The organism is Paenibacillus sp. FSL R5-0345 (assembly GCF_000758585.1).
Lineage (GTDB): Bacteria > Bacillota > Bacilli > Paenibacillales > Paenibacillaceae > Paenibacillus_AQ.
In genome coordinates this window covers 6,685,472-6,710,438 of sequence record NZ_CP009281.1, presented here as the reverse complement: position 1 = coordinate 6,710,438, position 24,967 = coordinate 6,685,472, and the positions used below count along the sequence as shown (strand labels likewise).

Here is a 24,967-nt window from a genome sequence, read left to right as displayed (position 1 = left end):
ACGGGGAGTATGTATATGAACAAAAAAGATTCGGAAACAATGGTACGTCTGGCTAAGGAAGGGAAACATATTTCGAAAATATGGACAGAAGACTTTCCTGAGTATGACTATTGGGACATTTATTTTGAAGTCTACGGGGCGGGAGAACGAAGCTCGGTTGGAGTTAAGAGGATGATAACAGCGAGATTGAACAAGCTTACTGAGGCTGACGATAAGCAGGATCGTATCAATATTATCGAAGAGCTTAATGAGCTTGTAGTCCATTTGTATAGCAGGTACAAGTCTAGCCAGCAAAAGCTAAATGAAATCAGAACAATTATTAATCAATAGAGTTAGTAAGGCCCTTTCTGTGACCCATGCAGAAGGGTCTTTTGCTGTCCAGATAAAGCAGAAGCATCTCTATTGCAATTTGACTGTTCGGGTGACAGTAATCAACTGTCTGCCTAAAAATGCGTCACTTGGTTCAAAAGTTCCCTTTAGGCTGTTGCGGTCACTTCTTACAGCACTGACACTAAATGCAGGTCAAAAGAGGGAACGGGCAGCAAATGGGATTCTGCGGGTGGTAGTGCGTACTCAGAGCACACAATGGATGACATTCCAAATGGCTTGTGGGAAACTGAATCTAAGAGAAATTGGAGGAACGGTATATGTCCGAATTGACGAAGAAAGAAATCGAGTCGATAGCCAGGACCATCTCAGAACACTTTGGAGAATACACAACCAAGTATGAGGTATTGAAATATCCAGAAGAGCCATACCTGAAGTGGAAAGAAAGCTTTTCCGATCCTAAAAGTGTTGAACATGATGAAATTAGTAAAGCGTTCGAATGGAAGTATGGTCATTGGGGGAAATCCAATTTTGTGCCTGCACATAAGGTCATCATTGCCAAGTTACAAAAGCATTGGCCGGAGTTTGCAGAGAAAGGCAAACTTGAACTTGATGATATCTTTGCTTTTTGGGAAGAGCGACTGGCAGGCCATCAGTCCTTCATTACAATAGCATTCTTGTCACATCTAATATGCTCTAAGAAAGTAGAAATCATAGATCAGCATAATTTCCGAGCAATGAACTATCTCATGTCGACAGTAAGGCCTGATTGGGTTTGGAAGAGAGTACCTGTAAGCCAAGAGGACATCACGGATTTTTCTGCATTCGTACGATCCGTGCTTCCAGCAGTCAAAGAGGTGAAGGGGAATAAGCGTGAGCTGGATAAGTTCCTCATGATGTTTGGGAAGCATAAGGTGAAGGGTATTGCTGTGTCCCGTTCTAGAGTTGCTCCAGCAATTACCAAAAAGCATGACTGGAACTCATTCTCATCAGAGGTCTTCGACATAGGAAAGATCACATTACGATCCAATGCTGATCTACTCTTTGCTCTACTACTCCAATCCCTGGATGCGGATGGAACTGGTGATGGGGTCACATATACTATAGAAGAGATCCAGAAAAGAATACCGATGCAGAAGACAGGGATTGCCGTTAGTTCCAGCTACAACTACGCGCTGGTCGCGTTATTCGGAAATCAGAGGGGAAGAGATTACTTCACGTTTGAAAATAGAGACTTGGGCGTGTACTTCACAGAGCAGGCTAACGATCCATCCAGGGACAATACCTGTTGGAAGAAATACCTTGATGAGAAGGTCAGTATCAATGTGAAGTATGTGAGAGCAGGTGGTTAGGTGGTGAACAGAAGCGCAAAGCCGATTTTAACCTAAAATAGCGGCAGGAGCGACAGTTGTGTCTGTGTAAGGTTTTATGTCTATACCGATATAAAAAGATTAGTTCGAATCAATTGTAAACTTTCCCCAAAAAAACTTTAGGTGTATAATTGCTATGCTGGATTGTTGCATGAAATATCTCAATATAATCGACAATTTTCATATCTCTATAGGAGGTTAACTGTGCAAAATAATTTTTGTATCAATTGCGGGGCAGAATTCATACATATTGCAAAGTTTTGCTTTAATTGTGGAGCTCCCGTTACAGGTAATAACACCAATCAGATAGAAAATTCTACTAAAACATCTATGGAGTCTTTAGTAGAAAACAAAAGTTCTACTCCGTCCGTCGAGTTTCGAATACAGGGTCGAACGCTCTCCTTCTCAGCTGACATGGTAGAATACAATAAATTGAGAACATTGTTCTCTAGTCATGCGAGCAAAAGCAAAACTGACTTTGATGTCTACTATCATTCGAGTGTAAAATCGTTTGACGATCTGTTTGACAAAGCCTTTCCTACTTTCATAGAGTCGGTCACTGCATCGTTGAAATTCGGGGTTTCAGTATTGATGAAATATGGTGTCGATGATGTTGATTTTGATAAATTGGCGGAGTTGGCAGCCAACGATATCGACATACCCAAATACATATCTCCATTTATGGAAGCTGCCGAAAAAATTGAAGAATACGCCGAGAACTTAAGCAACTACAAAAACCTATCGAGAGCTGGGCGGAGCAGATGGCAAGGCGGTGGGTTCGGTCTTGGTGGGGCAATCAAAGGGGCCTTAACCGCCGGTGCATTAAATATGGGGACAGGGATGGTTAGGGGGATTGGTGATTCCCTGAGCAATGCAGGAGACAGAGCGAAAATCGCCGGTATGAAAAAAAAGATTTTTACCGATCACCGAACGTTGGGCTTACTAGTGGAAGGGATTCATGAATGCTGTTTCGGCATATTTTATAGTGTGTGGAGTATACTGGAGGATGAAAATCGAATACCTCTGATTGAGTTCGATACCGAAAAGTTGAACGCTAGGGCCAACAATCTAATTACCCAATATGCAAGCGATAAGTCGCTATATGATAAAGTGATCGATGTGCTATGCGAATGTATCCGAAACTGTCCGTATTCGGTTTCCTATTATTCGAATCTTTATTCCATCGTCAAGGATTCCAGGCAGGAGATATTAAAAGCAGTTGAGTATTTTGGACTGCAAGCTGAATATCGGGAAGCGATAATCAGCCTTGATCGTTCCCGTTTGGTCAGCATTAAAGAAATGCCGGACGACACGATGGCAAACATCGATAAAAAGATCAAGGAACTAAATCGGCTGCGGCAGGACAACCCAGAACTGGATGTCAGTGCACTGAACTCTTCTCTGACGGAGAAGAAGAATTCCTTATCCCGGCAAATGCAGCAGCAAGCGTCCATCAATACGAGTCTTGAACAGGTGGACCGTGTCCGTAATCCGATCGATGAGGCGCTCAGGAATCGCAATTTGGAGTATGTTTGGACCCAAATCGGCAATGGAAACAGTTATGCGGAATACGCTATGGAAAAGTATTACAAAGATAGCATTTGTCATAACTGTATTGAGAAGTACGACGTTACTGAAATGACGAACCTTCTCGGTGATGTTCAGAAGCGCGCCAATAACGGGAATATCTATGCCAAATATCTATTAGCTGATATAGATTATGCCATGTATGGAAGGGATCGTCGCAACTCTTCCAAAGAAAAAGAGGCGGCAAGAGTTGTGATCGAAATGGCAGCTAAAGGAAATACTTCCGCAATCGCTATGCAGGGATTTTGGGGTACTCATGGGTACAATAATGCCACCACAAGCAAAAGTAGCGCAATTACCTTGCTTGAGGAAGCAGTAAACCGTCAGCATCCCACTGCTTTAGCGTGGCTTGGATCCTATTATAGAACCGGAGAGCATGGACTTACCCGTAATAAAGAAAAAGCAGAAATGATGTTAAAGCTGGCTGCTGCTTATGATCATCCTTATGGAAAAAAGGAGCTCGAAAAGTTGAACAGCGGGTCTACAAGCTCAAGTTCCTGTTTTATTACGACTGCTGTATGCGATTCCCTAGGACGTGCAGATGATGGGTATGAACTGAACACTTTTCGCGCATTCCGAGACAACTGGCTTACCAATCTGGCGGATGGTGAGAGCTTGATCAAGGAATACTATAGCGTTGCACCGATCCTTGTAGACCGTATAAATGCAATGTTTGACAAGGATGCAATTTACAAAGAATTATGGGATGTTTATCTGAAAGAATGTCTGCTGGCTATCGAAAATGGCTGGTATCAGCGCTGCAAAGAAATCTATATCGGGATGGTAGAAGATTTGAAGCTTCAATACCTTTAGGACGTCTATTTATAAAGAGATTATCTACGACCAAGAAAGGAGCTGCTGCGGCAAGCTCCTTTCACTTTTTTAGCCATTATAGCGTGTAAGGTGAACCGTATCATAAATAGGGGCAAGTTTTTTGAAGAAAAGCTTGTAGGATCCTGTATTTACAGCATGAAGATTATAGGTTCTACTTAGTCTTTCAGTTTTTACACAAGGTCTGAAATTACTACTGCACAGAGAGAAAAATATCCAATTGCATATAAGCTCATCACCTCATAAAAGTATTCCTTCGTCTTAGAATGCTTAATACGTTCGGTAGCAAGGTCTCCATAAATGACGGCAAAATAAGTATTACGAGACCCTAAGGCAATAAGTTTTTGGTTTCTTTCTTTTGAGAAAAATCGGCATAAAGACGATCATTTATAAACCAACCCAGTACCAAAACAAGTATTGCGAGAATAAATTCAATCCTAAAAACCGTTTGCAGACCAGCAACGATACTTTGTGTCTTATCTTGAAACGCAGCGGGATTGAGCGAATGGTGAAGAGAACGATTAGCTCTGGACGACATGATGCCGACGAACAAAGCGATGCCAATTCCCCCAGCAATCTGCTGGAGCGTATTGTAGATGGCTGTGCCGTGGGGGACCAGGTGACGCGGAAGTTGATTCATTCCTGCCGTCTGAGCTGGCATGACGACAAACGATATGCCTAAGAATAAGAGGACATGATTGAACAGAACGGAGCCTCGGGTTGTATCGCTGTCGATACCAGCAAACAGCCACAGCGATAGGGCGATCATGAGCAGTCCGGGCATTATGACGAATCTCGGCCCGAATTTATCGAATAATTTTCCCGTCACAGGCATCATCATTGCGTTTAAAATGCAGCCTGGCATCAGAAGTAAACCTGTCGCGAATGCTGTCAACTGCATCACATCCTGCATATAGATCGGCAGCAATGTTGTGGTGGCGAATAAAACCATCATCAGCACTACTATTAATACTGCTACCAAAGAAAAGGCAGGATACCGGAATACGGAAAGATCAATCAAAGGATCTTTAATCTTGAGCTGCCGCCAAATAAGCAAGATCAAGAAGAGGACGCCTGTGGCAATCAAACTGTAACTCCCAGGACTAACCCAGACACCCGCCTGGCTGAAACCGTAGGTGACACAACCAAACCCGACGGTTGACAAAAAAATGGATAAAAGATCGACCTTTGGCTTGGTTATTTCTGTAACATTCTTTAAGTAAATGAATGCATAAATAATCGAAAACAATACGAGAGGAATCACCATGTAGAACAGCCATCGCCAGTTTAAGCTGTCGATAACCAACCCCGACAAAGCCGGTCCGATGACAGGGGCGGCCATGATGACAAGCCCCATGAGACCCATGGCAGCCCCCCTGCGTTCCGGAGGATAGAGGGCAAGAATCGTATTCATCATCAACGGAATCAATAATCCTGTCCCGCAAGCTTGAACAACCCTGCCTATCAGCAAGACTTCGAATCCAGGGGATACTGCACACAAGCAGGTACCTGCTAAAAATAACGCCATCGCAGACATAAACATCCAGCGAGTCGTGAACCATTGCTGTAGCAATGCGGTCACCGGCACCAGTATGCCGATCATCAGCATATAACCAGTCGATAACCATTGTATAGTTGAAGCAGCAACGTTGAACTCACGCATTAATCCAGGAAATGTATTGGTAAGTAAATTTTCGTTAAGAAACGCAATAAATGCACCGATGAGCAGGGCGGCTAACATCGCCCCACTCTTCATTCCGCTTGCCTCTTGAACCCGTTTGTTCATCTTCCACCTCCAGAGAATATTCATTGCGTTCCATTAAGAGCTTGTTCAAAAGGGCTAAATGATTTTGAAAGAATGACTCTAAACCGCAGACGGAGACTCCAAATTTGGAAATGTAAGGGGAATATCTTTTGTGGCTACTTCCAACGCACAGTCTCCCACTAGGATAGCCTATTTTGGACAGACCTCTCCCTTGGTCGTGAGGACTGTATTTTCAATGTGTAGTAATGCCTCTTTACCCAGCCAAAGGCAGTGAGATTTGCTCGACTTGGATCTCTTGTAGCTTCTTCATAGCGGCTACATGCTGTACGGGAAGAACGGTCTGACGAACGTGAGCTATCATCCGCTCCACCAATCGGAAGGCATCCCGCAAGATGAACCACTTCTCCACACGCTCGGTTGTTCGAACCGGCACCTTCTTGTGCTTCATGACCGAAGTCAGTGGGTTGAATTCTTGGGCGAACGCTAGCTCCACTTGCTTGCGAAAGCCCATCATGTGTTCTTGCAGGGCGCTACCTTGTGGGACGGGACCGTGGAAAAACGGATTGTCCAGAAAGGAATCGCCCCATTGCTTCTGGCATTTTCCTTGCAACGGGCAGGCGGCACATTTCTCCTCCGCTGCGGGGAACCAGGCGGTATAATCCTCTTTATCGAATCCGTCGAACATCAGGACATGTCCTTGTTCACATTCCGGCGTTCCTTTGGGTGAACAGTGTTCGGGAATCTTTGTATTGGTTTTGAACCCAGTGACGGCTGCCACATCGTGGGTCAGGAGGGATTCCTTCTGATCGTCGGAGTCGAAGTAACCCAAGTCGGCTACCAGATACTCCACCTGCAACCCTTCGATTTTTTTCATCATGTCGATGAGCGGCAGCATCACCTTCACATCGGCCGTTTCGTTAGGAAGAACGATGGAGAATAGAACAACGGGTCCTTTAGGGCTTGGACAGACGATAGAATGTTTAACGGTAACCGATAAAGAATTTGTTTTGGTTGACTTTATTGCGCTGCACGCCAATGGTGGCATCGGGATCAGAATACGTTTTCTCGCAAGAGCAGGTGCTCTGGTCCGGGTAAGAACAGCGTTTGTGCTTGCATCCGTTGACGTTGGCCCATATCGGCCTGGAATCGATGCCCGTTAACATGGGCGATAGAAAGTCCTTTAGCTTCAAGGCTTGGGCGATGATGTCGAAAAGAATGGCATAGAACAACTCGGCACTAACTTTTGAGCGAAAGTGGCTCAGGGAGCTGTGAACCGGCACTTTTGTCGGGCTGGGAACACCAATAAAATTGCGTCAATAAGTTGTCTCTCCAGCTCTCGAAACGAAGAAATTTCTGGACGAGTAAAGTACAGATAATGCATCCGAAAGCAGACTCTGGGATCAATGGGCGGACGACCGCCATCTTTGTAAAGGGGAGCAATCTTCTCTAGAACAATAGAGTCGTCTACATGATCCATGTAATCGATGAGTTCCGCATTTATGGGCTTTTTGAACAGGCTCATTAAGTATCTTGACACTGAATCTTCAACTGTCTATCGTGCAGATTATCCTACACCATCACTTTCTAACAAGGAGTAAAAATTATCGCGGTCTTCATCATCAAATTTGCCAAGCGCCTGTACCCTGACAAATTTATGTCCGCCAAACATGTCGATTTCCTCGCCGCAACTATTGTAGAGCGCGATCATATTGCCATCCCGATTTCGTTCCATATACCCGTAACAAGATGCCTCGGGCGCTTCGCCGTAAAAGAGTGAAAATCTGATTTTGTCCACGCTGTTCATACAAATCTCCTTTCCTTATTCCTCATTGATCTAAAGAATATTTTACGTGACACCGGATGAATTGAAAAAAGCGATATCACTCTGCATACTCGGAAATTCATTCCTATTAAGAAAACCTAAGGGGGATCCCTCGCTATGTCGCTCATTCGCACATTATTTCTTGACGAGATGCGATTAGGGAGGTATTATAATGTGCCGGTTAATTCAACAGGGTAAATCGCCGATAGCCCTGTTAAACCAGTCTAAAAACAACTGGGGTTTTGACACCTGCCAAGTTCGTTTCGCTAAGGCGTTTATCTGCTTATGGGCTTTTGGCCTGGACACATATTACGGTTTCCCCATCCTCCAGCACAACTCCTCCAAAACCTCAGCCGCCCGTCTCATCACTCTCTTTATATCCTCGTCCCTTATCATCTCTAACTCCTTCCCCTCCCCGTGAACGATATAATTCCACAAACACCACTATCTCAAGCCCAGGATTATAATCTGTATGTATCAGAAGTAATAGATCAATTAATGACATCTCTGTGCCAAACTCCGTCTTATGCTCATAGATGTATAACGCACGAATCATAGAAATGAGGGCAGAATGACAAAGGAAGAACGCAGTCTTATACTGCTGGTGATTTCTCATGATATGAGCTAAATTTTAGGAAACTTATCTACACTTTTGACATGGAGAGGTGAATACCGTGATGGATAAGAAAATACTGAAGCTTGTAAGAACCCGGATTCATGCTCTTCGGAAAGAGCAGGGCTTGTCGCAGGAAGGGGAGAAAGGCGGATTTCATTTTTCATACATAGGGAGATTGAACGTGGGGAGAAGAACGTTTCTTTATTGAATTTACATAAGATTGAAGAATTGCTTGAAGTGAATATCATTCAGTTGTTTGCGTACCAGGGTGAAGAGTTCATGGTTACCGCAGCAGAGCGTGATATTCAGGATATTGTAGGCATGCTCCGTGAGGCCAATGATGAGAAGGTACGTGTGGCTAAAAATGTACTGAAGGAATTATTATAAAAAATAATTATGAAGCAAGCCTCTCAGGCAAATAAGATCGTTAGAAACAAAAGCACAAGCCATTGGTTTGTGCTATTTGCCGTAGCTTAAGTGTAGGTCTTATTTTATGATCAATGGTGCTGAGTTTAACTAGTGTGTAACTTATGGGTCATAAGGAGGAAAAAATGACTGAATTACTAGCTCCAGCAGGAAATATGGAAGCTTTAAAAGCTGCAATATCTAATGGTTGTGATGCAGTATACTTAGGAATGCAAAAATTTGGTGCACGTGCATACTCATCTAATTTTGATTTAGAATCGTTAAAAGAGGCTGTTGCGTATGCGCACCTGAGGAATGTTAAAATCTATGTTGCAATGAATACCATCGTTTTTGAAAACGAAGTTGAAGAGATGAAAGAGCAGATACACGAATTAAATGAAATCGGTGTTGATGGCATTATCGTTCAGGACCTGACTGCTTTCGATTATATCGTTAAAAACTTTCTTGATATGGAAGCACATTGTTCAACTCAAATGGGAATAGACGATTTAGACGGAACTTTATTATTTAAAGAACTTGGTGCTAAAAGAGTTGTTCTGTCCCGTGAGGTTGAGATTGAAAAAGTAAAAGAGATCAAAAAAATAGCTGAAATACCTTTAGAAATTTTCGTTCACGGTGCTTTATGTGTATCTTATTCGGGAAACTGTCTAATGTCAGGATTAATCGGCTATCGATGCGCAAATCGCGGAAGATGTGTTGGTTCGTGCCGTAAGGAGTATGAACTAATGGACAAGACATCAGATACATCTTTAGGGAAAAACCATATTCTATCTACTAAGGACTTAAACACAATCGATTATATCAATGATTTAAAAGAAATCGATTCTTTAAAAATAGAAGGTCGAATGAAAGTGCCTACGTATGTTGCTAATGTTGTATCCAAATATCGCATGGCCTTAGATAATAAAATAACCGAAGAAGATAAAGAAAATTTGAAAAAAACATTCAATCGAACATTTACTAAAGGATATTTATTTCGCGAAGATAAGAGGAATATTACAAACATCTTAAGACCTAATAACTTTGGTTATGAAATTGGAACAATTAGCAAGATTGTTAAAGACATGTATGAAATAACACTTACACGTTCTTTAAATCAAAACGATACCATCCGAATAAGTCACAACAATGAAGATGTTAATTTAACTGTTGTAAAACTGTACGATAAAGATGGCGAATTAATCAACAAAGCAGATGATGTCTGCTATATCAAAATCAAAGAAAAGGTGTCTAAGGGAGATTTAGTATATAAAACGAAGGATTATTTCTATAGCAAAGAATTAGAATCATCACTGGAAAAAGAATTTAAGCGGTTTAACCTCGATATTAGAGTATATGCATGTCCAGATTCAAAGCTTTTCATAGATGCGGAGGGCTTAGGCTTTAATTATTCATATGAAAGCGAGGAAATACTAGGCGAAGCCATTAATAATCCAACAACAAAAGACCAGGTAATAAAGCAATTTTCAAGATTAAATGATACTATATTCGAACTTAATCATGTGGATTTTGAGGAATGCAATGCATTTATACCAGCTAAACTGTTAAATGCAGCAAGAAGAGATATTGTACTGGGCTTATATGACTTAAAGCTTAACAGCCAAAAGAAAAGAACCAAGGCTTTGAAAGCAAAAGAAAAAATAAGCTTTGCCTCTGAAAAACCATACCTTACGGCCTCTGTAACGACTAGGGAGCAGTACGATGCTTGCGTGAGCTGTGGAATTAAGGAAATCTATTTTAAAAACGTTGTTAGAAGAAATCAGAATGATTATAAGGAAAAAGAAGGGCAGCTGCTGATCGGAGGATATGGTGGAATTTATCACTACAGAGAAACTAATCCGTTTGTTACGGACTATTCTCTAAATGTTGTTAATGCAACTAGTTGCTATGAATTATATAAATTAGGTGCAAAACGAGTCACTTTATCTTATGAATTGAATAAGAGCCAAATTGAAGATTTAATGAATGCCTATTATGAAGAAAATGACGGCTATCCTGCACTGGAAATGATTGTATATGGTAAGGTTCCTTTGATGTTTACAAAATATTGTCCGATGAAAAAAATGAATCAATGCAGAATTTGCAAAACGAAGAGCTATGAGTTAAAAGATGAGCACGGAACGTTCCCTATAATTTCCCATAATGATTGTACAACGACTCTCCTTAATGGGAAGACGCTTAATCTTTTAGATGAGCTACAAAACATCAAAGGAATCGAGGCGCTCAGATTAAACTTCACAGTTGAATCAAAAGAGCAGGTTATGAAAGTCATTAATATGGCGTCAGGTAAATTAAATGGCTCAATGAATAATGCAATCTTTAATCAGGAAACAGAAACAAGAGGACATTTTAATAAAGAGATTTTGTAGGTAGTCAAAGGGATGGTTCTGGCGATATCATGGCGGGAGCGAATCCAACAGCGTCAGCGGTCAGATTATGTTGTACATAAATGCCGGGACGGCAGACTCTGCGATTGGGTATTCCACGTATAAAGTTTTGCATGTTGGTAATCGTGGAAATTATTTTTGTATTGCTGTCCAGTATATCACTGTCTTCCTTGCTAATCGTTCAGCTTAACATAAAAGAATAAGAAAGAGCCGCCCAGTACTGGGCGGCTCTGAAACTTGCCGCTTCAACCATCGCAGTGGAACGTGTCAGAAGTAAGGAAAAGTCTTTTTGAGAGACCGACCCTTTTCAGCAGAAATCCCTTTATCGTTGAATCTACATTGGTTAGTTGTAGAAATCTTAGGATCGAAGTAGACGATAGACTAGGTCCAAAATATCGAACTTCCAAGTTAAGAAGCTTAGGTACATTATCGACAGATCATTTCTAAATCTCCATTCTCCAGTACAAGTCTTTCAAAACTTCATTCGCCCTTCTCATAACTCTTTTTATATCCTCAAAATATTGAAACCACATAGACCACTTAACTTGCCGTCTTATTGACAAAATCAATCTCATTTCTGATCCCTTTATGGGCGTCATTCCACAGGCCCTTTGTCAGGCGAATGCGCAGCAGGCATGTGTTAGGGTCTTCGTCGTTATTGGCTTCGTTATACCAATCGGCGAATATTGTGCGCAGCTTTGTCATCATCTCAGCGTTTTTCTCGTCACATACCCAGCCCAGGTTTTCACCGATACCATCGGCCGTAAAGTTTTCGACGATGATACAAACGGCGACTTCGGGGTTTTGGGCGATCTGCTGCATCTTGCCTGAGGTTGCGTAGGTGACGGTGTAGAACGCGCCGTCCTCATAATAGGCGTCCACAATGCGGGCGGCGGGACGGCTTTTGCCATCGGGCCCTGGTTCCAGCGCGATAGTGGACAGAGAGATCAGGCCATCCTTATTACCCACTTGTTCTTCCAGGAGCTTCATGGCTTCGTCGTACTTGCTCATTATATTACCTCCTAAAGTATCATAAGGTATACAATGTTAAGCTTATCATTGTCAAATCTTAGTGCATGTGAGGAATAATACGATAAATATTAAATCGTTATCATAATCCTCTGTTCGACTTAGGTATGGTTTAACTGAAAAGAGCAAGAAATAAAAAAACACTAAGAATCAACTTAGTGTTTTTCGTTATACAAAGGAAAGCCTCAATTGTCCTCAAGGATCCAGTTGCTTAGCTCATTGTCAAAGGTTCGAGGTTCTTCAAACATCGGGTTGTGACCACTATGCTCAAAGATCACTTTTTTGACGTGCTTATAGGTTTTATTAACAGAATTCCAAAGTGAAACAGGCGCTACCAAATAATCATACCTGCCTAAACCGATAAATACTGGTTTGTTGAAGTTAGCGAGTGATTGTATAAGATTCAATTCTCCGAATGCTTCTCCCCACAGATAATCGATAATTGGCATATTCGTATATACATCTTCCCACATGTAAGCTGCGTCAAATGTATAATCATAAAAGCTTTGGGCTCCCATCCGAATACACATGTGAGCGAATCGCCGTTCAGGATCTTTCTGAATGTCACTTTCTAACAAAGAAATATCCTTCTCGAACTGTCTTTTTCTCTCCGGACTTGCTGTCTCATTAAAAAATGCAAAACTATGATGCTGTCTTTCCTCGCTATTTGTAGGTGCTGAATTCAATAAGGCAACTTTTTGGACATGGTAAGGATATTTTTTAGCATATTCCAAAGCCATGAAAGCATGTCCTGAATGCCCTAATAAGATGAAATTTGTTAAGTTAAGATCTTGCCTTGCCGTCTCTATATCACCTAGTACTTTCTCCAATCTATAATCTTCCGGTTGTAGAGTTCGGGGCGGCTTCACAAATCCTCTATGATCAAGGAAAATAAACTGAAATGTATCATATAAATCTTCTGAGAATAGTTGAGGATAATAAACACTGCTGCCTATCACCAAAATAGGTTTCCCAGTTCCTTTTACACAATAATTCAGTTCAAATCCATCGCTATTTAAAGTTTGGTACTTATTCATTTTCATAATCATCCTTTTTTCATTTTTATTTTACGCATCACTCCTTCCCTTCACGGATTCCATTACATTCTCCATAGAACGCTTTAACATTCCGATCACCTCAAATTTTGTGGCTTGCAATAAATATTATGGTAGCATACTTTTTATTATTGATCATTTCGTCATATCAAGGACGATTCGACCATTGATTTTGCCTTCTAACATCAGATCGTAGATCTCATTAATATCTTCTAATTTACGTGTCTCAATAATGGTTTTGATTTTTCCTTCTGCAGCGAATTGCAATGTTTCTTGCAAATCTTTGCGAGTGCCGACAATCGAACCGACTACCTTTGTACCGTTTAATACCGTATCAAAGATCGGAACATCCATGGATTCAGGGGGCAGCCCAACCATGACGCAGGTACCGCCGCGACGAATGGCCCGGTAGGCTTGGTCGAATGCTTTTTTTGCAACCGCCGTACAAACGACACCATGCACTCCGCCGATTTCTTTTTGAATCCAGACTGCCGCATCTTCTTTTAATGCGTTTACGGTTTTGTCTGCGCCAAGCTGTTTGGCAAGCTCCATCTTTTCATCTGAAGTGTCGATGGCCACTACATTCATTCCCATTACTTTTGCATATTGTACACCTAGATGACCCAATCCTCCGACGCCGAAAATGGCTACCCATTCACCTGGCTTTACACCTGATACTTTCAAAGCTTTATAGGTCGTAACGCCAGCGCAAAATAAAGGTGCCGCTTCGATGAAACTTAGATTATCAGGAACCTTCACTACATAATCGGCAGCTGCTACACAATATTCTGCATATCCGCCATTTACGGAATATCCGGAATTTTGCTGATCCAGACAAAGGGTCTCTCTTCCTGTGAGACAATATTCGCAATGACCGCAAGCAGAATACAGCCACGGAATTCCTACTCGGTCCCCTACCTTTAAGTGTGTAACTCCTTCACCTATTTCTTCAATAATCCCAACGCCTTCATGTCCGGGAATAAGAGGGAGTTTCGGTTTGACAGGCCAATCGCCATGAGCAGCATGCAAATCAGTATGACACACTCCGCACGCCTGAATGTGGACAAGAATTTCTTTGTGTCCGGGTTTTGGTTTAGGTACGTCTTGTAGTTCTAACTTTTCTTTAAATTGTTTTACTACAGCGGCTTTCATTAGCATACTCCTTTAGCTTTTTGTTTTTCAAAAAGTAGTATGTTCATGAGGCTTACTTTAAATTCTTGAGACTTTTATCACAGATTAACACTCACATCAGAAGTAATATGTTAGAATATCAGAACAGCTTTACTGCGTTACCGCTTTATCAACTTCATAATTCACGAGCTATGATGGCTAAGGATTACACTTTAGCTGGAGCAGCTTCTGGAGAGACTGCGGAATTTCCGCGGCGCCGAAGGGTTCACAATCTCAGGCAAAAGGACAGAAGAGTACGAATATATATTTGTCATGCTGATCGACATCAGTAGGCAAATATTATTTGATATTCTTACGATCTGGGAGATTGGATGACATCCAATCTCTCTTTTTTTATTCCAATTTATTGTACTCACAAGGGGGAACTAGGTATGGCACAACCAGAATTAAAGAGAGAGCTGGCTAATCGGCATGTTCAACTTATTGCTATTGGCGGCACCATCGGTACAGGATTATTCTTGGGATCAGGCAAGGCGATAGAGAAGGCAGGCCCATCCATTATGATCACGTATTTAATCGTGGGTATTGCTGTGTTTTTTGTGATGAGAGCACTGGGAGAGCTCCTATTATCTAAAGCGGGCTATCAATCGTTTACGGATATTGCTGAAGACTACCTTGGATCACGGGTCGCATTCATTACCGGTTGGACCTATTGGTTTTGCTGGATCATGACGGCTATGGCTGATGTCATCGCTGTTGGCGTATATGTACAATATTGGTTTGATATCCCGCAGTGGGTTCCTGCCATCGCCTGTCTAGTCGTGTTATTAGGACTTAATCTATTAACTGTAAAGAGCTTTGGGGAACTCGAATTTTGGTTTGCTTTAATTAAGGTAATTACGATTCTCGCCTTGATTGGTCTTGGGGTCATTTTACTGATCATAGGGTTTAAGACGGATGCAGGATCGGTTACGATACGGAATCTATGGGAGCATGGGGGCTTTTTTCCGAACGGCATATCAGGCTTCTTATTCTCTTTTCAAATGGTTGTATTTGCTTATGTCGGTGTGGAGTTGGTGGGTGTGTCAGCAGCGGAAACAGCGGATCCGGAGAAAAATATCCCGTCTGCAATTAATAAAATTCCTTTACGGATTCTATTTTTCTATGTCGGCGCGCTTTTCGTCCTGCTATGCATTAACCCTTGGACGGAGCTTAGTCCGGCAGAAAGTCCTTTTGTAAAAACCTTTACTTTAGTAGGGATTCCAATTGCCGCAGGGATTATTAATTTTGTTGTACTAACCTCAGCGGCTTCCGCTTGTAATAGTGGGATGTTCTCGACAAGCCGAATTCTCTATAATTTGAGTAGAAATAAGCAGGCATCACCTCATTTGGGCAAACTAAATAAAAACCATGTACCGGGTAACTCGTTATTCATTTCTACAATTGTCATATCTGTAGGAGCTCTTTTAAGTAAACTTATTCCGGAGCAGGCTTTTGGAATCGTGACAACGATTAGCGCCATTTGTTTTATATGGGTGTGGGGAATTGTGCTCATCTGCCATATTAAGTATAAGAAAACCCGGCCAGACTTACAGGCGAAATCCAAATTCAAAGCACCGTTCACACCGGCTATTAATTATATTGTCTTAACCTTGTTCGCTGGAATACTGATCATTATGCTGTTCGCTGGAGAGACACGCCCGGCTTTATTGTGTACTCCGATCTGGTTTATTTTATTATTCATCCTGTATTCGATTAGAGGTAAGAAGGGGAAAAGTAATTAAGCTAGTGTGAGGCAGACATTAAGTAGCGCTACTAGGGGATGCGGGGCTGAAACCAAAGCTAGTGAGCTGAAAATAGCTATGAGGATAATGCAAAAGGACAGCAAGCAGCTGTCCTTTTGACGTTCCACTTTATGAGTCTATTCTTCGCTAGCTAGGTTTGCTTTCTTTTCAATCGTGATCTTGCTCTTCATAGGCATAAATAATGTTATAACAAATGCGGCAATGGATAATATCATCATGAAGTAATAGGCGTCACTCGCCCCTAGAATGGATGCTAGGGATTTAAGGATTTCAGGAGTAGTAGAGGGATTGCTCTGCATCACTGTGGCCGCATGACTTGTTGCCTGCACGGTATAAATTGTAATTACGACAGCAGTACCAATGGCGCCAGCAATTTGAAGAACGGTATTGTTCACTGCTGTACCATGCGTACCTAGTTGTTTGGGCAACGCATTTAGTCCGGCTGTATTGAGTGGCATAGTGATAAAGCTTAATCCAATTCGGAGACCAATGGTACGAATCATTAGATACATATAGGTTGTCGATTGAGATAAATCGGTTACCGCCCACATAGATGGAAAAATAAAGAGTAAACCAATAATGAATAGCGGCTTGGCACCAAAACGGTCGTATAATTTTCCGGTGACGGGCGACATGAACGCATTTACAAGTGCCCCCGGCAGCAAGAGCAATCCTGCATCAAACGCTGTAAAACCACGGCCATTCTGCAGATAAATAGGCAATAAAATCATATCTGCGTACATCATCATCGTGATCAATACGTTAATAAGAGACGTCATCGTAAAGACTTTATTTTTGAAGACAGACAGGTTTAGCAGTGGATCATCAGACTTGATTTGTCTTATACAGAATACAGCCGTTACAGCGATCCCAATCCCTAAGGTCAGAATCACTATTGCATCGTCCCAGCCTTTACTGCCTGCACTACTGAAGCCGTATAAGATCAGGCCGAATCCGACGGTTGATAAAAGAACACTTACCACATCAAGCTTCGACTTAGAGGTCTCAGATACATTCACTAAATACTTGAATGCCAACGCTATAACAAGGATAACAAGTGGGATGAGGCCGATAAATAACCAGCGCCAAGAATGGTATTCGACAACAAATCCCGCAAGAGTCGGCCCTATAGCAGGAGCAAATATCATTGCCAGTCCGAGCAGTCCCATAGCACTGCCACGTTTCTCAACGGGGAAGATGGCGAGCACAACACTCATCATGAGCGGCATTATTATGCCAGCACCCGCAGCTTGGATCATTCGTCCGATTAAGAGTAGACTAAAGCTCGGCGCCGCTGCACAAATAATCGAACCGATTAATAAAAATGACATGGCACTTATAAATAATTGACGTGTTGTAAAACGTTTCATTAAATAGGCTGTAATCGGGATCAATATCCCGTTGATTAGCATAAAGCCCGTGGAAATCCATTGTACGGTTGTTGCCGTAACATCAAAGACATCCATCAGACTACTTAAGGCGACATTTAAAAGTGTCTGATTGAGTGTGGATAAGAAACAACCAAAAATTAAAATGGTTAGTAAGATCCCTTTATTAATTTTCTTAATGTCTTCTTGCATGGTGTAGTCCTCTCTTCATTGCTTTTTCGACATAGTGTCAATAAAATGAATCATATCAGGATTTAAATAGTATTCCTATTTGCAATTTTATTGAAAATGTCGACTAATCGACAGATTGGGTAAATTAGTCTATGAAGTGCCACATAAACGATAATAGAGGGATGAAATGTCTGAACATAAAAGAATTGACCCACGAGCCATTCGCTCAAAAAAGATGCTGAAGAATGCTGTTTTTTCATTGTTGGCCGACAATGTGGAGATTTCTCAATTAACTGTCCAAAAAATCGCCAACCGTGCTGAACTGAATCGTGCTACGTTTTATTTGCATTATGAGGATATTAACGATTTATTGCGCCAGATTGTACATGAAATCTTTGATGACCTGTCCATGAAGGTTGAACCGCTATTACAAATGAAGAGCAACAACGAACAGGAGCAGCTGGTCACATTTTTAAATTATTTTTATGAATACCGGAAAGTTTTTGCTGTATTGATGGAGCACAAAGGCTTCAAAAACCACTTGACCAACCTGTTAAAGAATACTGTCGAAAAACGAAGAAACGCCAGAAACATAGACCCCAATAAAGAAGTAGTCTCTGTTGATATAATTGCAGCATCACTACTTGGGATTATTATGTGGTGGATTAAGGATGGCAGCCAATATAGTGCGGAATACATAGCGGGGCAGATTACCTTGATGTATAAAAGAAGGTATTTATAAGCGCTAGACTACGCTGCAGGAGGATTTGGGGAACCGATAGCTATTCTAAGTCAGAATGAAGTGAGTGAAACAATAAAAAGCGGTAGTCTAGGACGTTAATTCTCGTCCAAAGGCTGTCCGCTTTTTTCAAAAAATCATATTATTTAAACTCAGCCTTAATCAGTGCTATCTCACTATTCGTGCCAATGCGTAATGGCGGTCCCCAAGTCCCTGCACCAGATGTAACGATGACGTGAGGACTGTTCGAATTCTTCTGATAGTGGCCATAATCTACTGTAAACATAGCGTTGGTGATTAGGTTTCCAGGGAATACTTGTCCTTGATGCGTATGTCCGCTAATGATTAGATCGACGTCATCTCCGTATTGAATCATATTCGTTGGTTGATGGTCCATTACGATAACGGGCATATTTGTATCAATCTTACTCATCACTTCGGAAGTAATTGCTCTTGGGTTTCCTTGATTGCCAATCGGTGATGAATCCCTCCTACCAACAACAACGAATTGATTATCTATAACAACATGCTCATCATTTAGAAGTTTAATATTACTCTTATCTATAAAGTTCACAATCTCATCGTATGATCGTCCTGCATCATGGTTGCCTAAGCAAGCATAAACTCCATAGGTGGACTGAATGGTACTTAATAACTCCATACCTTTGGAAGGATTAGAGAGCGCGTAGTAGTTACCATTAAAGATATCCCCTGTCATTAACACAATATCCGGCTGTAATCCATTAATACGATCAACAACGTCTTCAATAAATTTCACATCATTTATGTAGCCCAAATGTAAGTCGCTGATCAGAACAATATTTAAATGATCTAATGAGGTGTTTTTATGAATTTGGATCGGATAAGTGACTTCTTTTAACTGATTCGCATTATAAATCCCATAAGACACTAACCCTATGACTAGAACTAACACTACTGATCTTGTATGAAAAATAACACGCGCTGGTGTAGGAGAGGGGATGATTTTAACCCACTTACTAACCAGTAAGATTATATCTGAAAGGATCAATAGTAAGAGCAAATAGAAATAGATCCCCATCCAATAGTCCCCGAATTGACCCAAAAAGTTAACGATGCTTAAATCGGTCGTCATAGCTGAAGAGGACAATAGTAAATTAATTATGATTGTTAACGCACATAAGCTGTAGATGACTCCATATAGAATCCCGGTTACATTTGGAAATATATGTTGCAGCCATTTAAAAATCTTTCTCGCGATATAATAGTTAGTTGCCGCGTACAAAGCGAATATACACAGAAATGCAAATATCATATGATGTACCACCCTTTTTCTTTAGATTTCTGAGAGTAAACAATTATTATCAATAAGAATGAATAAATAGTCATGTACTCAGTAAGAGTAACATATTTTTTCATGTTGGAAGAGGAGAGAGTTGATTTTGAATAAGAAGAATCGAAACGGTTTGAATATATTTTAAAGCGCTTACTTATATGAAATTTATATAAAAATGTAAGCTATAGCATTTTACGACAATATTCACCTTACTTTTACATGGTGGGTATGATATATTCTGGGCGAATATGGATAACACAAACAGAAAGGAAGTATGCGTATGAAAGCGCTGGTGTGGACATCCAATCATAGGCTGGAGCTATGCGAATGGGAAGAGCCACAGATCACAGCCCCGGATGAAGTTAAGATCCGGATTGAGATGACAGGTATTTGTGGAACAGATCTAGCAGTCGTAACCGGTAAAGAGGAAGGAGTATCAGGGGTCATTCGCGGTCATGAGGCTGTAGGGACTGTAGTCGAAATCGGCAGTAACGTTGACCGTGTTAAGGTGGGGGACCGCGTAGTTATCGATCCGAATCAAAGCTGCAATGAATGTTATTTTTGTTTGAAGGAACAGCCGCACCTATGTACGGGTCAGGATGGAAATGGAATGCCTATTGCTGGATTGAATCGAAACGGGACATTCACTTTTTTTTATGCTACTGCACAAACGTTTGCACACCTCCTTCCTGATCATATGAGCTGGGAGACGGCAGTCTTGATCGAGCCACTTGCCTGTGTGCTGCACAATTTCAAAGAGGCTAACGTCTCAGCAGACGATAAGGTGCTCATTCTTGGATCGGGTCCGATGGGACTGTTAAGTCAAATTGTGAGTAAATCCAAATCTGCGCTCACGGTGGCGACAGAAATTAATCCCTATCGGTTGGCTTTTGCCAGAGAGATTTCAGATTTCGCTCTGACACCTTCCCAATTAAATCAAGCTACTGTGGATGAAATCTGCGAGGGACATAAGTTTGATCTGATTATCGACACAGTGGGGACACAGCTCGAAATGGCAGAGAAGTGGATTGAGCGCGGGGGGCGCATCGTTCCTTTTGGTATTAATGCAAAGTACCGGTATACCTTTTCTCCTACCAAATTCGTACAGCTTGCAATCAAAATTATTGCAGCAGGCGAATACCGCTACATGTTCGAGGAGGCTTTGCGGTTTGCCGCTGAAACACCTGAACTGGAGAAGCTGGTAACTAGAAAAGTTAGGCTCAGTCAGCATGAAGCAGCGATAGACGAGTTGATCGGCTATGAGTTGAACTCTTTGAAGGTGGTTAGGAGTGAAACCGTAAAGACGGTTTTTGTTCCCTAAACGAAATCCTACAATCAATGAGAGGTGGCACTGATAATGAGCAACGACAGCAAATTTAGGCTAGTTCAGGACTACTTGTCTACACACAAGGATAAAGACGTGGAGCCCATTTGGATCCCTGCAGTGTGGAATGAGTGCCAGTATGAGCGTGTTCTCTTTGAAAAAGACGGTGAAATCTGTGTACATCCGTATGATTTTTTGACGGAGCATTTGAAGTATGTGGACAAGCTTTCGTGGAGGTATTTGCTTAAGGAACGCACAAATCTGGACGACAGCGCGATCTATTCCTCGCTTATTCGCTATTCGACGGCTTGGGATTACAACCATGATGGAACAATCGAATCTGGTACTTTTTTAAGATTCCTTATTCTTCTGCCGCTGCTAAAAAAAATGGGCATTAATATTCTATACATGCTTCCTGTGAACCAGTACAGCAAGTTAAATCTGAAGGGGGATATCGGATCACCTTACGCGGTGCAGTCGTTATTTCACTTGGACCAGAACCTGCATGATAGCTTGTTGGATGGTATGGAAGAGTTCACGATCCACGATGAGCTTAGCGCTTTGGTAGAAGCTTGTCATTTGCTTGATATTAAGACGGTTGTTGATTTCATTCCCCGTGTAACGGCGAAAAACAGCGCGTTCATTAATGAACATCCTGAATGGGTGTATTGGATCAAGATGGATGAATTAGAAGGCTTTGCGCCGCCACCGATCCCTGAGCTTGGGTTTTTTGAGGAGTGTACGCCTGATAAATTGGAGATGGTCTATCAAAGCCAGGAGACCGCAGCATTTCTGCGGAAGTTCTCACTGCCGCCCAATGAACTTCATCCAATCCTTTGGCAGCAATTAAAAGAGAGGGCTGATAGAACTGGGGAGGAGATATTAACTTTGGTGGAGCGAGAGATGGGGATAACGACTGCTCCAGCGCATTCGGATTGGATAAATGATGTGCAGCCGATTTGGACAGACATTACGTTTTTACGCTTATACAAGGACTTTTCTCCACAAGTGAGACATCTTATAAGTCCGGATCAGGCGCCATATGTCCTTTTTGATACGATTAAATGCAATGACTATCCTGGAGAGGAGCCGAATTTGGAGCTCTGGGATGTTCTGGAGGAGGCCGTACGGTTTAATCTCGAAAAATATGGAATTGACGGCTTTCGCATCGACATCGGACATGTGCTTCCAACACCGTTGCTGACTCGAATTTTTAATACGATTAAACAGCTGAATCCGAATGCAATCTTGATCAGCGAAGATTTGTTCAATCGTAACCACAAGAAGGCAGCGAGCACCGGTTACAACATTATGCTAGGCAGCGGATGGAACGTTATGACGCAGATTACTAAGGAGAATCTCGTTTCATTCTTAGAGGAGCTGCCGGAGTTGAACATTCATGTGTTTGCCTGTGCAGAGACGGCGGATACTCCCCGGATCACGAGCCGTGGCGGTATAGACGTTGCTCGAATGATCGCGGTGTTTAATCAATTTCTTCCGAACGCCATTCCGTATGTGACGACGGGCTATGAAATGAATGAAGAGCAGCCCCTCAACTGCGGTCTTGGAGACAACACGAACGGAGAAGAGATTTCTCGTGCTTTTTTTAACGTCATGCAGATTAATTGGACCAATCCTGCACCGATGCTGCCGCTGCTGACGGAGCTAAGTGAATTCAAGAAAGACTGGCGCCAGCTAGTTCAGCCAGAGAATTTTTTCGTGGCTCAGTCCCCGGAGGGTACTGTTCTGTACGGATATATGCACGGGGATCGGACGCTGTTATGCTGCTTTAACTTGAGTGCTGATACTTCCTGCCAAGTCGATTTAAAGGCTGCCGTACCTGGTCGATACCCAATGTCCGTGACACTGGATAGTTCCTTAACGGACAGCAGCGTAGGTCAGGTGTTCGAAAGCTTACTGCTTGCGCCTAATCAGGCACTAGTGCTAGTAAACAATCATAGACAAGTTAGTTAAGGGAGAGAGGTTGCAATGGAAAAGAAAAACAAGGAAATCGTGTTATGGCATGAGTTTGATGGTCCGGGAGATACCTCGATTGAGGTGTTAGAGGGAATTTGCAAGCTGTATACGGAGCGCTTTGACGTACAAGTTACACCTCAAGTGATGAATATTACAGAGCTGACTGCGCGCCTGAACCGAATTAAGGATACCCACCAAGGTCCGCACCTGGCGATGGTTCCCGCCGACATGTCCTCTTATGTCGAAAATGGCCTCTACTCCGAGGTGCCTGGCGGGCTGCTCGATGATGTGTTGACTGAAGGGACCCTTTCAACGATGCAAATGGATGGCGTTCAGTATGGTATTCCGGTATTGAGGGGCAATCATCTGGTCCTATACTACAACCCGGAAATTTTCACTAGTGCGCCGACGACATGGGATGTGTTCGAACAGGAAGCTGAGAGGTTATCCGCACAAGGTATCGTGCCGATTGGCGCAGATTTACAACAGGGCTATTGGTTTATTCCGTTCCTTACGGCTTTTGGTGGTTGGCCTGTACAGAATGGAAAGCCGAATATCATCACCGCTGAAATGAAGCAGGCACTACAATTTATCCGCGACAAGATGGATCAAGGTGTACTTGTAAGTCTTGATGGTTCTACAGGACTGCTAGAGCAGTTCATTGATGGTAAGATCGGCGCCATTATTTGTGGCGAGTGGATTTATAATCATCTGGATAAGCATATGAATCATAGCCTTGCGGTTTGCCAGCTTCCGGTTATCGAGGGGAGGCAATCGCAATCCATGACTTCTTCCATCGGCCTGATCTATCCCAATCATTCGTTAACATCAGAGGAGCGGGAAGATATTTTATCATTCACGCGTTTTATGCTGAGTGATGAATGCCAAACTATGTGGACGCTGGATGTGCAGCGGATTCCGGCACAGGAAGGAACACTTAAACGGTTAACTGATATTGCGGCACCTAACAAAAAAATGATTTTATCATTATTGGATCAAGCAAGGCCGATGCCGACTTTCCCCTTCATGATCCACGTATGGGAGGCACTGAATGCAGGTCTTATCGAGTTGCCCTTGAGTAATCCTGAACAAGCGCTTAAAAAAATAGAGCAAAGTCTCCAAGTATCTTGGGGCGCATTTAAAAGCTAATAAGAGACGGGGAGAAAACAAATGAAAACAACGATATTCAGCCAAATTTCGATTGACGGAAAGCTCACGATGGGAGCCGGTAATTCGAGTAAAGAGCTTTTTTCTTTGTTTTCCAATGAGGATATGGAATTCATCCATCTATTTCGGGGGAACGTGCAGGGCATTATGGTTGGAAAAAATACGATCCTGACAGACAATCCGTTTCTTACTAATCGATATGAGGAGAACAAAAATCCAATTCGTATCATTCCGACAACTACCTTGGATATTCCGCTAGACTGCAATGTTCTCTCGGATCAGGGGAAGACGATTATTGTCACAACCGAGAAAGGACGGGATGAAGAAAAAATCAAGCAGATTCGGGAAAGAGGCAAGGAATGCCTCATTTGCGGCGAGGATAAAGTCGATTTCGTTGAGCTTGAACGTCAGCTTGAGAAAAATTATGGGATTACTAGCCTGATGGTCGAGGGCGGCGGATTTTTGAACTGGCATATTTTCAATCAGGATATCGTTGATGAAATTATTCTGATGCAGCTACCGATCATTATAGGCGGCTCCACGAACATTACTTTAGTGGATGGAGACGGGTACCAGCAATTGAGCTTTGCAAAAAAGTTCAAAGTTGTAGAAATTCAGCCAAAAGATAATTACACGCTCATGCGCTACAAAAAAGTAGTATGACCTCTCACAAGGTCATAGACTGCAAAAGGCTATGGATTGTGGAAAAATTAAGAATATGGGGGTTGTAAACAA

The 24,967-nt window shown here is 42.2% G+C and carries 23 protein-coding genes and 1 riboswitch; of the genes, 13 read left to right on the top strand and 10 right to left on the bottom strand.

The features are described from left to right. The first annotated feature begins 15 nt into the window (after positions 1-15). The 4 genes from R50345_RS29600 to R50345_RS30570 all read left to right on the top strand — a co-directional run bounded on the left by R50345_RS29600 (position 16) and on the right by R50345_RS30570 (position 4,097). Positions 16-330, top strand: a complete 315-nt coding sequence (locus R50345_RS29600; RefSeq protein WP_042131670.1) for a hypothetical protein — start codon at positions 16-18, stop codon at positions 328-330. Further along, a complete protein-coding gene (locus R50345_RS32140; RefSeq protein WP_231573991.1) occupies positions 302-730 on the top strand; it encodes a hypothetical protein in 429 nt (142 codons plus the stop codon). Before R50345_RS29600 ends, R50345_RS32140 begins: the two co-directional genes overlap by 29 nt. Beyond that, positions 648-1,679 carry a hypothetical protein gene (locus R50345_RS29595; RefSeq protein ID WP_042131669.1) on the top strand — a complete coding sequence of 344 codons (1,032 nt, stop codon included), beginning with the start codon at positions 648-650 and terminating at the stop codon, positions 1,677-1,679. Before R50345_RS32140 ends, R50345_RS29595 begins: the two co-directional genes overlap by 83 nt. Before the next feature lie 432 nt (positions 1,680-2,111). Further along, positions 2,112-4,097 (top strand): CFI-box-CTERM domain-containing protein, encoded by a 1,986-nt coding sequence (locus R50345_RS30570; RefSeq protein WP_156114892.1) that lies wholly within the window; start codon positions 2,112-2,114, stop codon positions 4,095-4,097. A 346-nt stretch (positions 4,098-4,443) separates the two neighbouring features. On the opposite strand, the gene R50345_RS29585 is transcribed toward R50345_RS30570, so the two are convergent. After that, a complete protein-coding gene (locus R50345_RS29585) occupies positions 4,444-5,901 on the bottom strand; it encodes an MDR family MFS transporter (RefSeq protein WP_042131668.1) in 1,458 nt (485 codons plus the stop codon). Between the two features lie 232 nt (positions 5,902-6,133). Then, positions 6,134-6,916, bottom strand: a complete 783-nt coding sequence (locus R50345_RS29580) for a transposase (RefSeq protein WP_231573990.1) — start codon at positions 6,914-6,916, stop codon at positions 6,134-6,136. On the opposite strand from R50345_RS29580, the gene R50345_RS32135 reads away from it, so the two are divergent. Further along, positions 6,810-7,040 carry a hypothetical protein gene (locus tag R50345_RS32135; protein WP_042131666.1) on the top strand — a complete coding sequence of 77 codons (231 nt, stop codon included), beginning with the start codon at positions 6,810-6,812 and terminating at the stop codon, positions 7,038-7,040. The two genes, R50345_RS29580 and R50345_RS32135, sit on opposite strands and share 107 nt — an antisense overlap. Positions 7,041-7,138: 98 nt before the next feature. Here the strand turns inward: R50345_RS32135 and R50345_RS31530 are convergent, their stop codons facing one another. The 3 genes from R50345_RS31530 to R50345_RS31525 form a co-directional block, all read right to left on the bottom strand. After that, positions 7,139-7,402, bottom strand: a complete 264-nt coding sequence (locus tag R50345_RS31530; RefSeq protein WP_156114890.1) for a transposase — start codon at positions 7,400-7,402, stop codon at positions 7,139-7,141. A gap of 42 nt (positions 7,403-7,444) precedes the next feature. Further along, positions 7,445-7,684, bottom strand: coding sequence for a hypothetical protein (locus R50345_RS29570; protein ID WP_042131665.1), 240 nt, complete (start codon positions 7,682-7,684; stop codon positions 7,445-7,447). Positions 7,685-8,051: 367 nt separating this feature from the next. Continuing rightward, positions 8,052-8,318 carry a hypothetical protein gene (locus tag R50345_RS31525; RefSeq protein WP_156114889.1) on the bottom strand — a complete coding sequence of 89 codons (267 nt, stop codon included), beginning with the start codon at positions 8,316-8,318 and terminating at the stop codon, positions 8,052-8,054. A gap of 204 nt (positions 8,319-8,522) precedes the next feature. Between R50345_RS31525 and R50345_RS32380 the strand changes: the two genes are divergently transcribed. Both R50345_RS32380 and R50345_RS29560 read left to right on the top strand, forming a co-directional pair. Then, on the top strand, positions 8,523-8,705 hold the full coding sequence (locus tag R50345_RS32380) for a hypothetical protein (RefSeq protein ID WP_331281350.1): 183 nt from the start codon (positions 8,523-8,525) through the stop codon (positions 8,703-8,705). Between the two features lie 164 nt (positions 8,706-8,869). After that, positions 8,870-11,113 (top strand): U32 family peptidase, encoded by a 2,244-nt coding sequence (locus tag R50345_RS29560; RefSeq protein WP_042131664.1) that lies wholly within the window; start codon positions 8,870-8,872, stop codon positions 11,111-11,113. A gap of 558 nt (positions 11,114-11,671) precedes the next feature. On the opposite strand, the gene R50345_RS29555 is transcribed toward R50345_RS29560, so the two are convergent. The 3 genes from R50345_RS29555 to adhP all read right to left on the bottom strand — a co-directional run bounded on the left by R50345_RS29555 (position 11,672) and on the right by adhP (position 14,367). Next, positions 11,672-12,142: a pyridoxamine 5'-phosphate oxidase family protein gene (locus tag R50345_RS29555; protein ID WP_042131663.1), complete on the bottom strand. Its 471-nt coding sequence runs from the start codon at positions 12,140-12,142 to the stop codon at positions 11,672-11,674. Between the two features lie 203 nt (positions 12,143-12,345). Then, entirely contained in the window at positions 12,346-13,197 is an 852-nt protein-coding gene (locus R50345_RS29550; protein WP_042132585.1) for an alpha/beta fold hydrolase, read from the bottom strand. A 153-nt stretch (positions 13,198-13,350) separates the two neighbouring features. After that, the gene (adhP, locus tag R50345_RS29545; protein ID WP_042131662.1) at positions 13,351-14,367 is read right to left on the bottom strand and encodes an alcohol dehydrogenase AdhP; all 1,017 of its coding nucleotides are present in this window, start codon (positions 14,365-14,367) and stop codon (positions 13,351-13,353) included. Positions 14,368-14,564: 197 nt separating this feature from the next. Next, a riboswitch (glycine riboswitch) is annotated at positions 14,565-14,645 on the top strand. A gap of 132 nt (positions 14,646-14,777) precedes the next feature. Between adhP and R50345_RS29540 the strand changes: the two genes are divergently transcribed. Then, positions 14,778-16,130: an amino acid permease gene (locus R50345_RS29540; RefSeq protein ID WP_042131661.1), complete on the top strand. Its 1,353-nt coding sequence runs from the start codon at positions 14,778-14,780 to the stop codon at positions 16,128-16,130. Positions 16,131-16,267: 137 nt separating this feature from the next. Here the strand turns inward: R50345_RS29540 and R50345_RS29535 are convergent, their stop codons facing one another. Beyond that, a complete protein-coding gene (locus R50345_RS29535) occupies positions 16,268-17,731 on the bottom strand; it encodes a DHA2 family efflux MFS transporter permease subunit (protein ID WP_042131660.1) in 1,464 nt (487 codons plus the stop codon). A gap of 166 nt (positions 17,732-17,897) precedes the next feature. On the opposite strand from R50345_RS29535, the gene R50345_RS29530 reads away from it, so the two are divergent. Then, a complete protein-coding gene (locus tag R50345_RS29530; protein WP_042131659.1) occupies positions 17,898-18,452 on the top strand; it encodes a TetR/AcrR family transcriptional regulator in 555 nt (184 codons plus the stop codon). A 139-nt stretch (positions 18,453-18,591) separates the two neighbouring features. On the opposite strand, the gene R50345_RS29525 is transcribed toward R50345_RS29530, so the two are convergent. Continuing rightward, positions 18,592-19,743 carry a metallophosphoesterase gene (locus R50345_RS29525; RefSeq protein ID WP_042131658.1) on the bottom strand — a complete coding sequence of 384 codons (1,152 nt, stop codon included), beginning with the start codon at positions 19,741-19,743 and terminating at the stop codon, positions 18,592-18,594. Positions 19,744-20,044: 301 nt separating this feature from the next. Between R50345_RS29525 and R50345_RS29520 the strand changes: the two genes are divergently transcribed. The 4 genes from R50345_RS29520 to R50345_RS29505 are packed head-to-tail and all read left to right on the top strand — an operon-like array spanning position 20,045 to position 24,895. Then, positions 20,045-21,085: a zinc-dependent alcohol dehydrogenase gene (locus tag R50345_RS29520; protein WP_042131657.1), complete on the top strand. Its 1,041-nt coding sequence runs from the start codon at positions 20,045-20,047 to the stop codon at positions 21,083-21,085. A gap of 36 nt (positions 21,086-21,121) precedes the next feature. Then, positions 21,122-23,062: an alpha-amylase family protein gene (locus R50345_RS29515; protein WP_081954224.1), complete on the top strand. Its 1,941-nt coding sequence runs from the start codon at positions 21,122-21,124 to the stop codon at positions 23,060-23,062. A 15-nt stretch (positions 23,063-23,077) separates the two neighbouring features. Then, positions 23,078-24,214: a sugar ABC transporter substrate-binding protein gene (locus R50345_RS29510; protein WP_042131656.1), complete on the top strand. Its 1,137-nt coding sequence runs from the start codon at positions 23,078-23,080 to the stop codon at positions 24,212-24,214. A 21-nt stretch (positions 24,215-24,235) separates the two neighbouring features. Beyond that, positions 24,236-24,895: a dihydrofolate reductase family protein gene (locus R50345_RS29505; RefSeq protein ID WP_042131655.1), complete on the top strand. Its 660-nt coding sequence runs from the start codon at positions 24,236-24,238 to the stop codon at positions 24,893-24,895. The last annotated feature ends 72 nt before the right edge of the window (positions 24,896-24,967 follow it).

What these genes read in the sequence shown, in the direction of transcription:
- R50345_RS29560 (WP_042131664.1), top strand. Translation starts at nt 8,870, where the DNA reads ATGACTGAATTACTAGCTCCAGCAGGAAATATGGAAGCTTTAAAAGCT.
- R50345_RS29540 (WP_042131661.1), top strand. Translation starts at nt 14,778, where the DNA reads ATGGCACAACCAGAATTAAAGAGAGAGCTGGCTAATCGGCATGTTCAA.
- R50345_RS29515 (WP_081954224.1), top strand. Translation starts at nt 21,122, where the DNA reads ATGAGCAACGACAGCAAATTTAGGCTAGTTCAGGACTACTTGTCTACA.
- R50345_RS29550 (WP_042132585.1), bottom strand. Translation starts at nt 13,197, where the DNA reads ATGAATAAGTACCAAACTTTAAATAGCGATGGATTTGAACTGAATTAT.
- R50345_RS29585 (WP_042131668.1), bottom strand. Translation starts at nt 5,901, where the DNA reads ATGAACAAACGGGTTCAAGAGGCAAGCGGAATGAAGAGTGGGGCGATG.
- R50345_RS30570 (WP_156114892.1), top strand. Translation starts at nt 2,112, where the DNA reads ATGGTAGAATACAATAAATTGAGAACATTGTTCTCTAGTCATGCGAGC.
- R50345_RS29555 (WP_042131663.1), bottom strand. Translation starts at nt 12,142, where the DNA reads ATGAGCAAGTACGACGAAGCCATGAAGCTCCTGGAAGAACAAGTGGGT.
- R50345_RS29505 (WP_042131655.1), top strand. Translation starts at nt 24,236, where the DNA reads ATGAAAACAACGATATTCAGCCAAATTTCGATTGACGGAAAGCTCACG.
- R50345_RS29595 (WP_042131669.1), top strand. Translation starts at nt 648, where the DNA reads ATGTCCGAATTGACGAAGAAAGAAATCGAGTCGATAGCCAGGACCATC.
- R50345_RS29520 (WP_042131657.1), top strand. Translation starts at nt 20,045, where the DNA reads ATGAAAGCGCTGGTGTGGACATCCAATCATAGGCTGGAGCTATGCGAA.
- adhP (WP_042131662.1), bottom strand. Translation starts at nt 14,367, where the DNA reads ATGAAAGCCGCTGTAGTAAAACAATTTAAAGAAAAGTTAGAACTACAA.
- R50345_RS31530 (WP_156114890.1), bottom strand. Translation starts at nt 7,402, where the DNA reads ATGAGCCTGTTCAAAAAGCCCATAAATGCGGAACTCATCGATTACATG.
- R50345_RS32140 (WP_231573991.1), top strand. Translation starts at nt 302, where the DNA reads ATGAAATCAGAACAATTATTAATCAATAGAGTTAGTAAGGCCCTTTCT.
- R50345_RS29570 (WP_042131665.1), bottom strand. Translation starts at nt 7,684, where the DNA reads ATGAACAGCGTGGACAAAATCAGATTTTCACTCTTTTACGGCGAAGCG.
- R50345_RS29535 (WP_042131660.1), bottom strand. Translation starts at nt 17,731, where the DNA reads ATGCAAGAAGACATTAAGAAAATTAATAAAGGGATCTTACTAACCATT.
- R50345_RS29600 (WP_042131670.1), top strand. Translation starts at nt 16, where the DNA reads ATGAACAAAAAAGATTCGGAAACAATGGTACGTCTGGCTAAGGAAGGG.
- R50345_RS29510 (WP_042131656.1), top strand. Translation starts at nt 23,078, where the DNA reads ATGGAAAAGAAAAACAAGGAAATCGTGTTATGGCATGAGTTTGATGGT.
- R50345_RS31525 (WP_156114889.1), bottom strand. Translation starts at nt 8,318, where the DNA reads ATGAGAAATCACCAGCAGTATAAGACTGCGTTCTTCCTTTGTCATTCT.
- R50345_RS29530 (WP_042131659.1), top strand. Translation starts at nt 17,898, where the DNA reads ATGTCTGAACATAAAAGAATTGACCCACGAGCCATTCGCTCAAAAAAG.
- R50345_RS32135 (WP_042131666.1), top strand. Translation starts at nt 6,810, where the DNA reads ATGGAGAATAGAACAACGGGTCCTTTAGGGCTTGGACAGACGATAGAA.
- R50345_RS29525 (WP_042131658.1), bottom strand. Translation starts at nt 19,743, where the DNA reads ATGATATTTGCATTTCTGTGTATATTCGCTTTGTACGCGGCAACTAAC.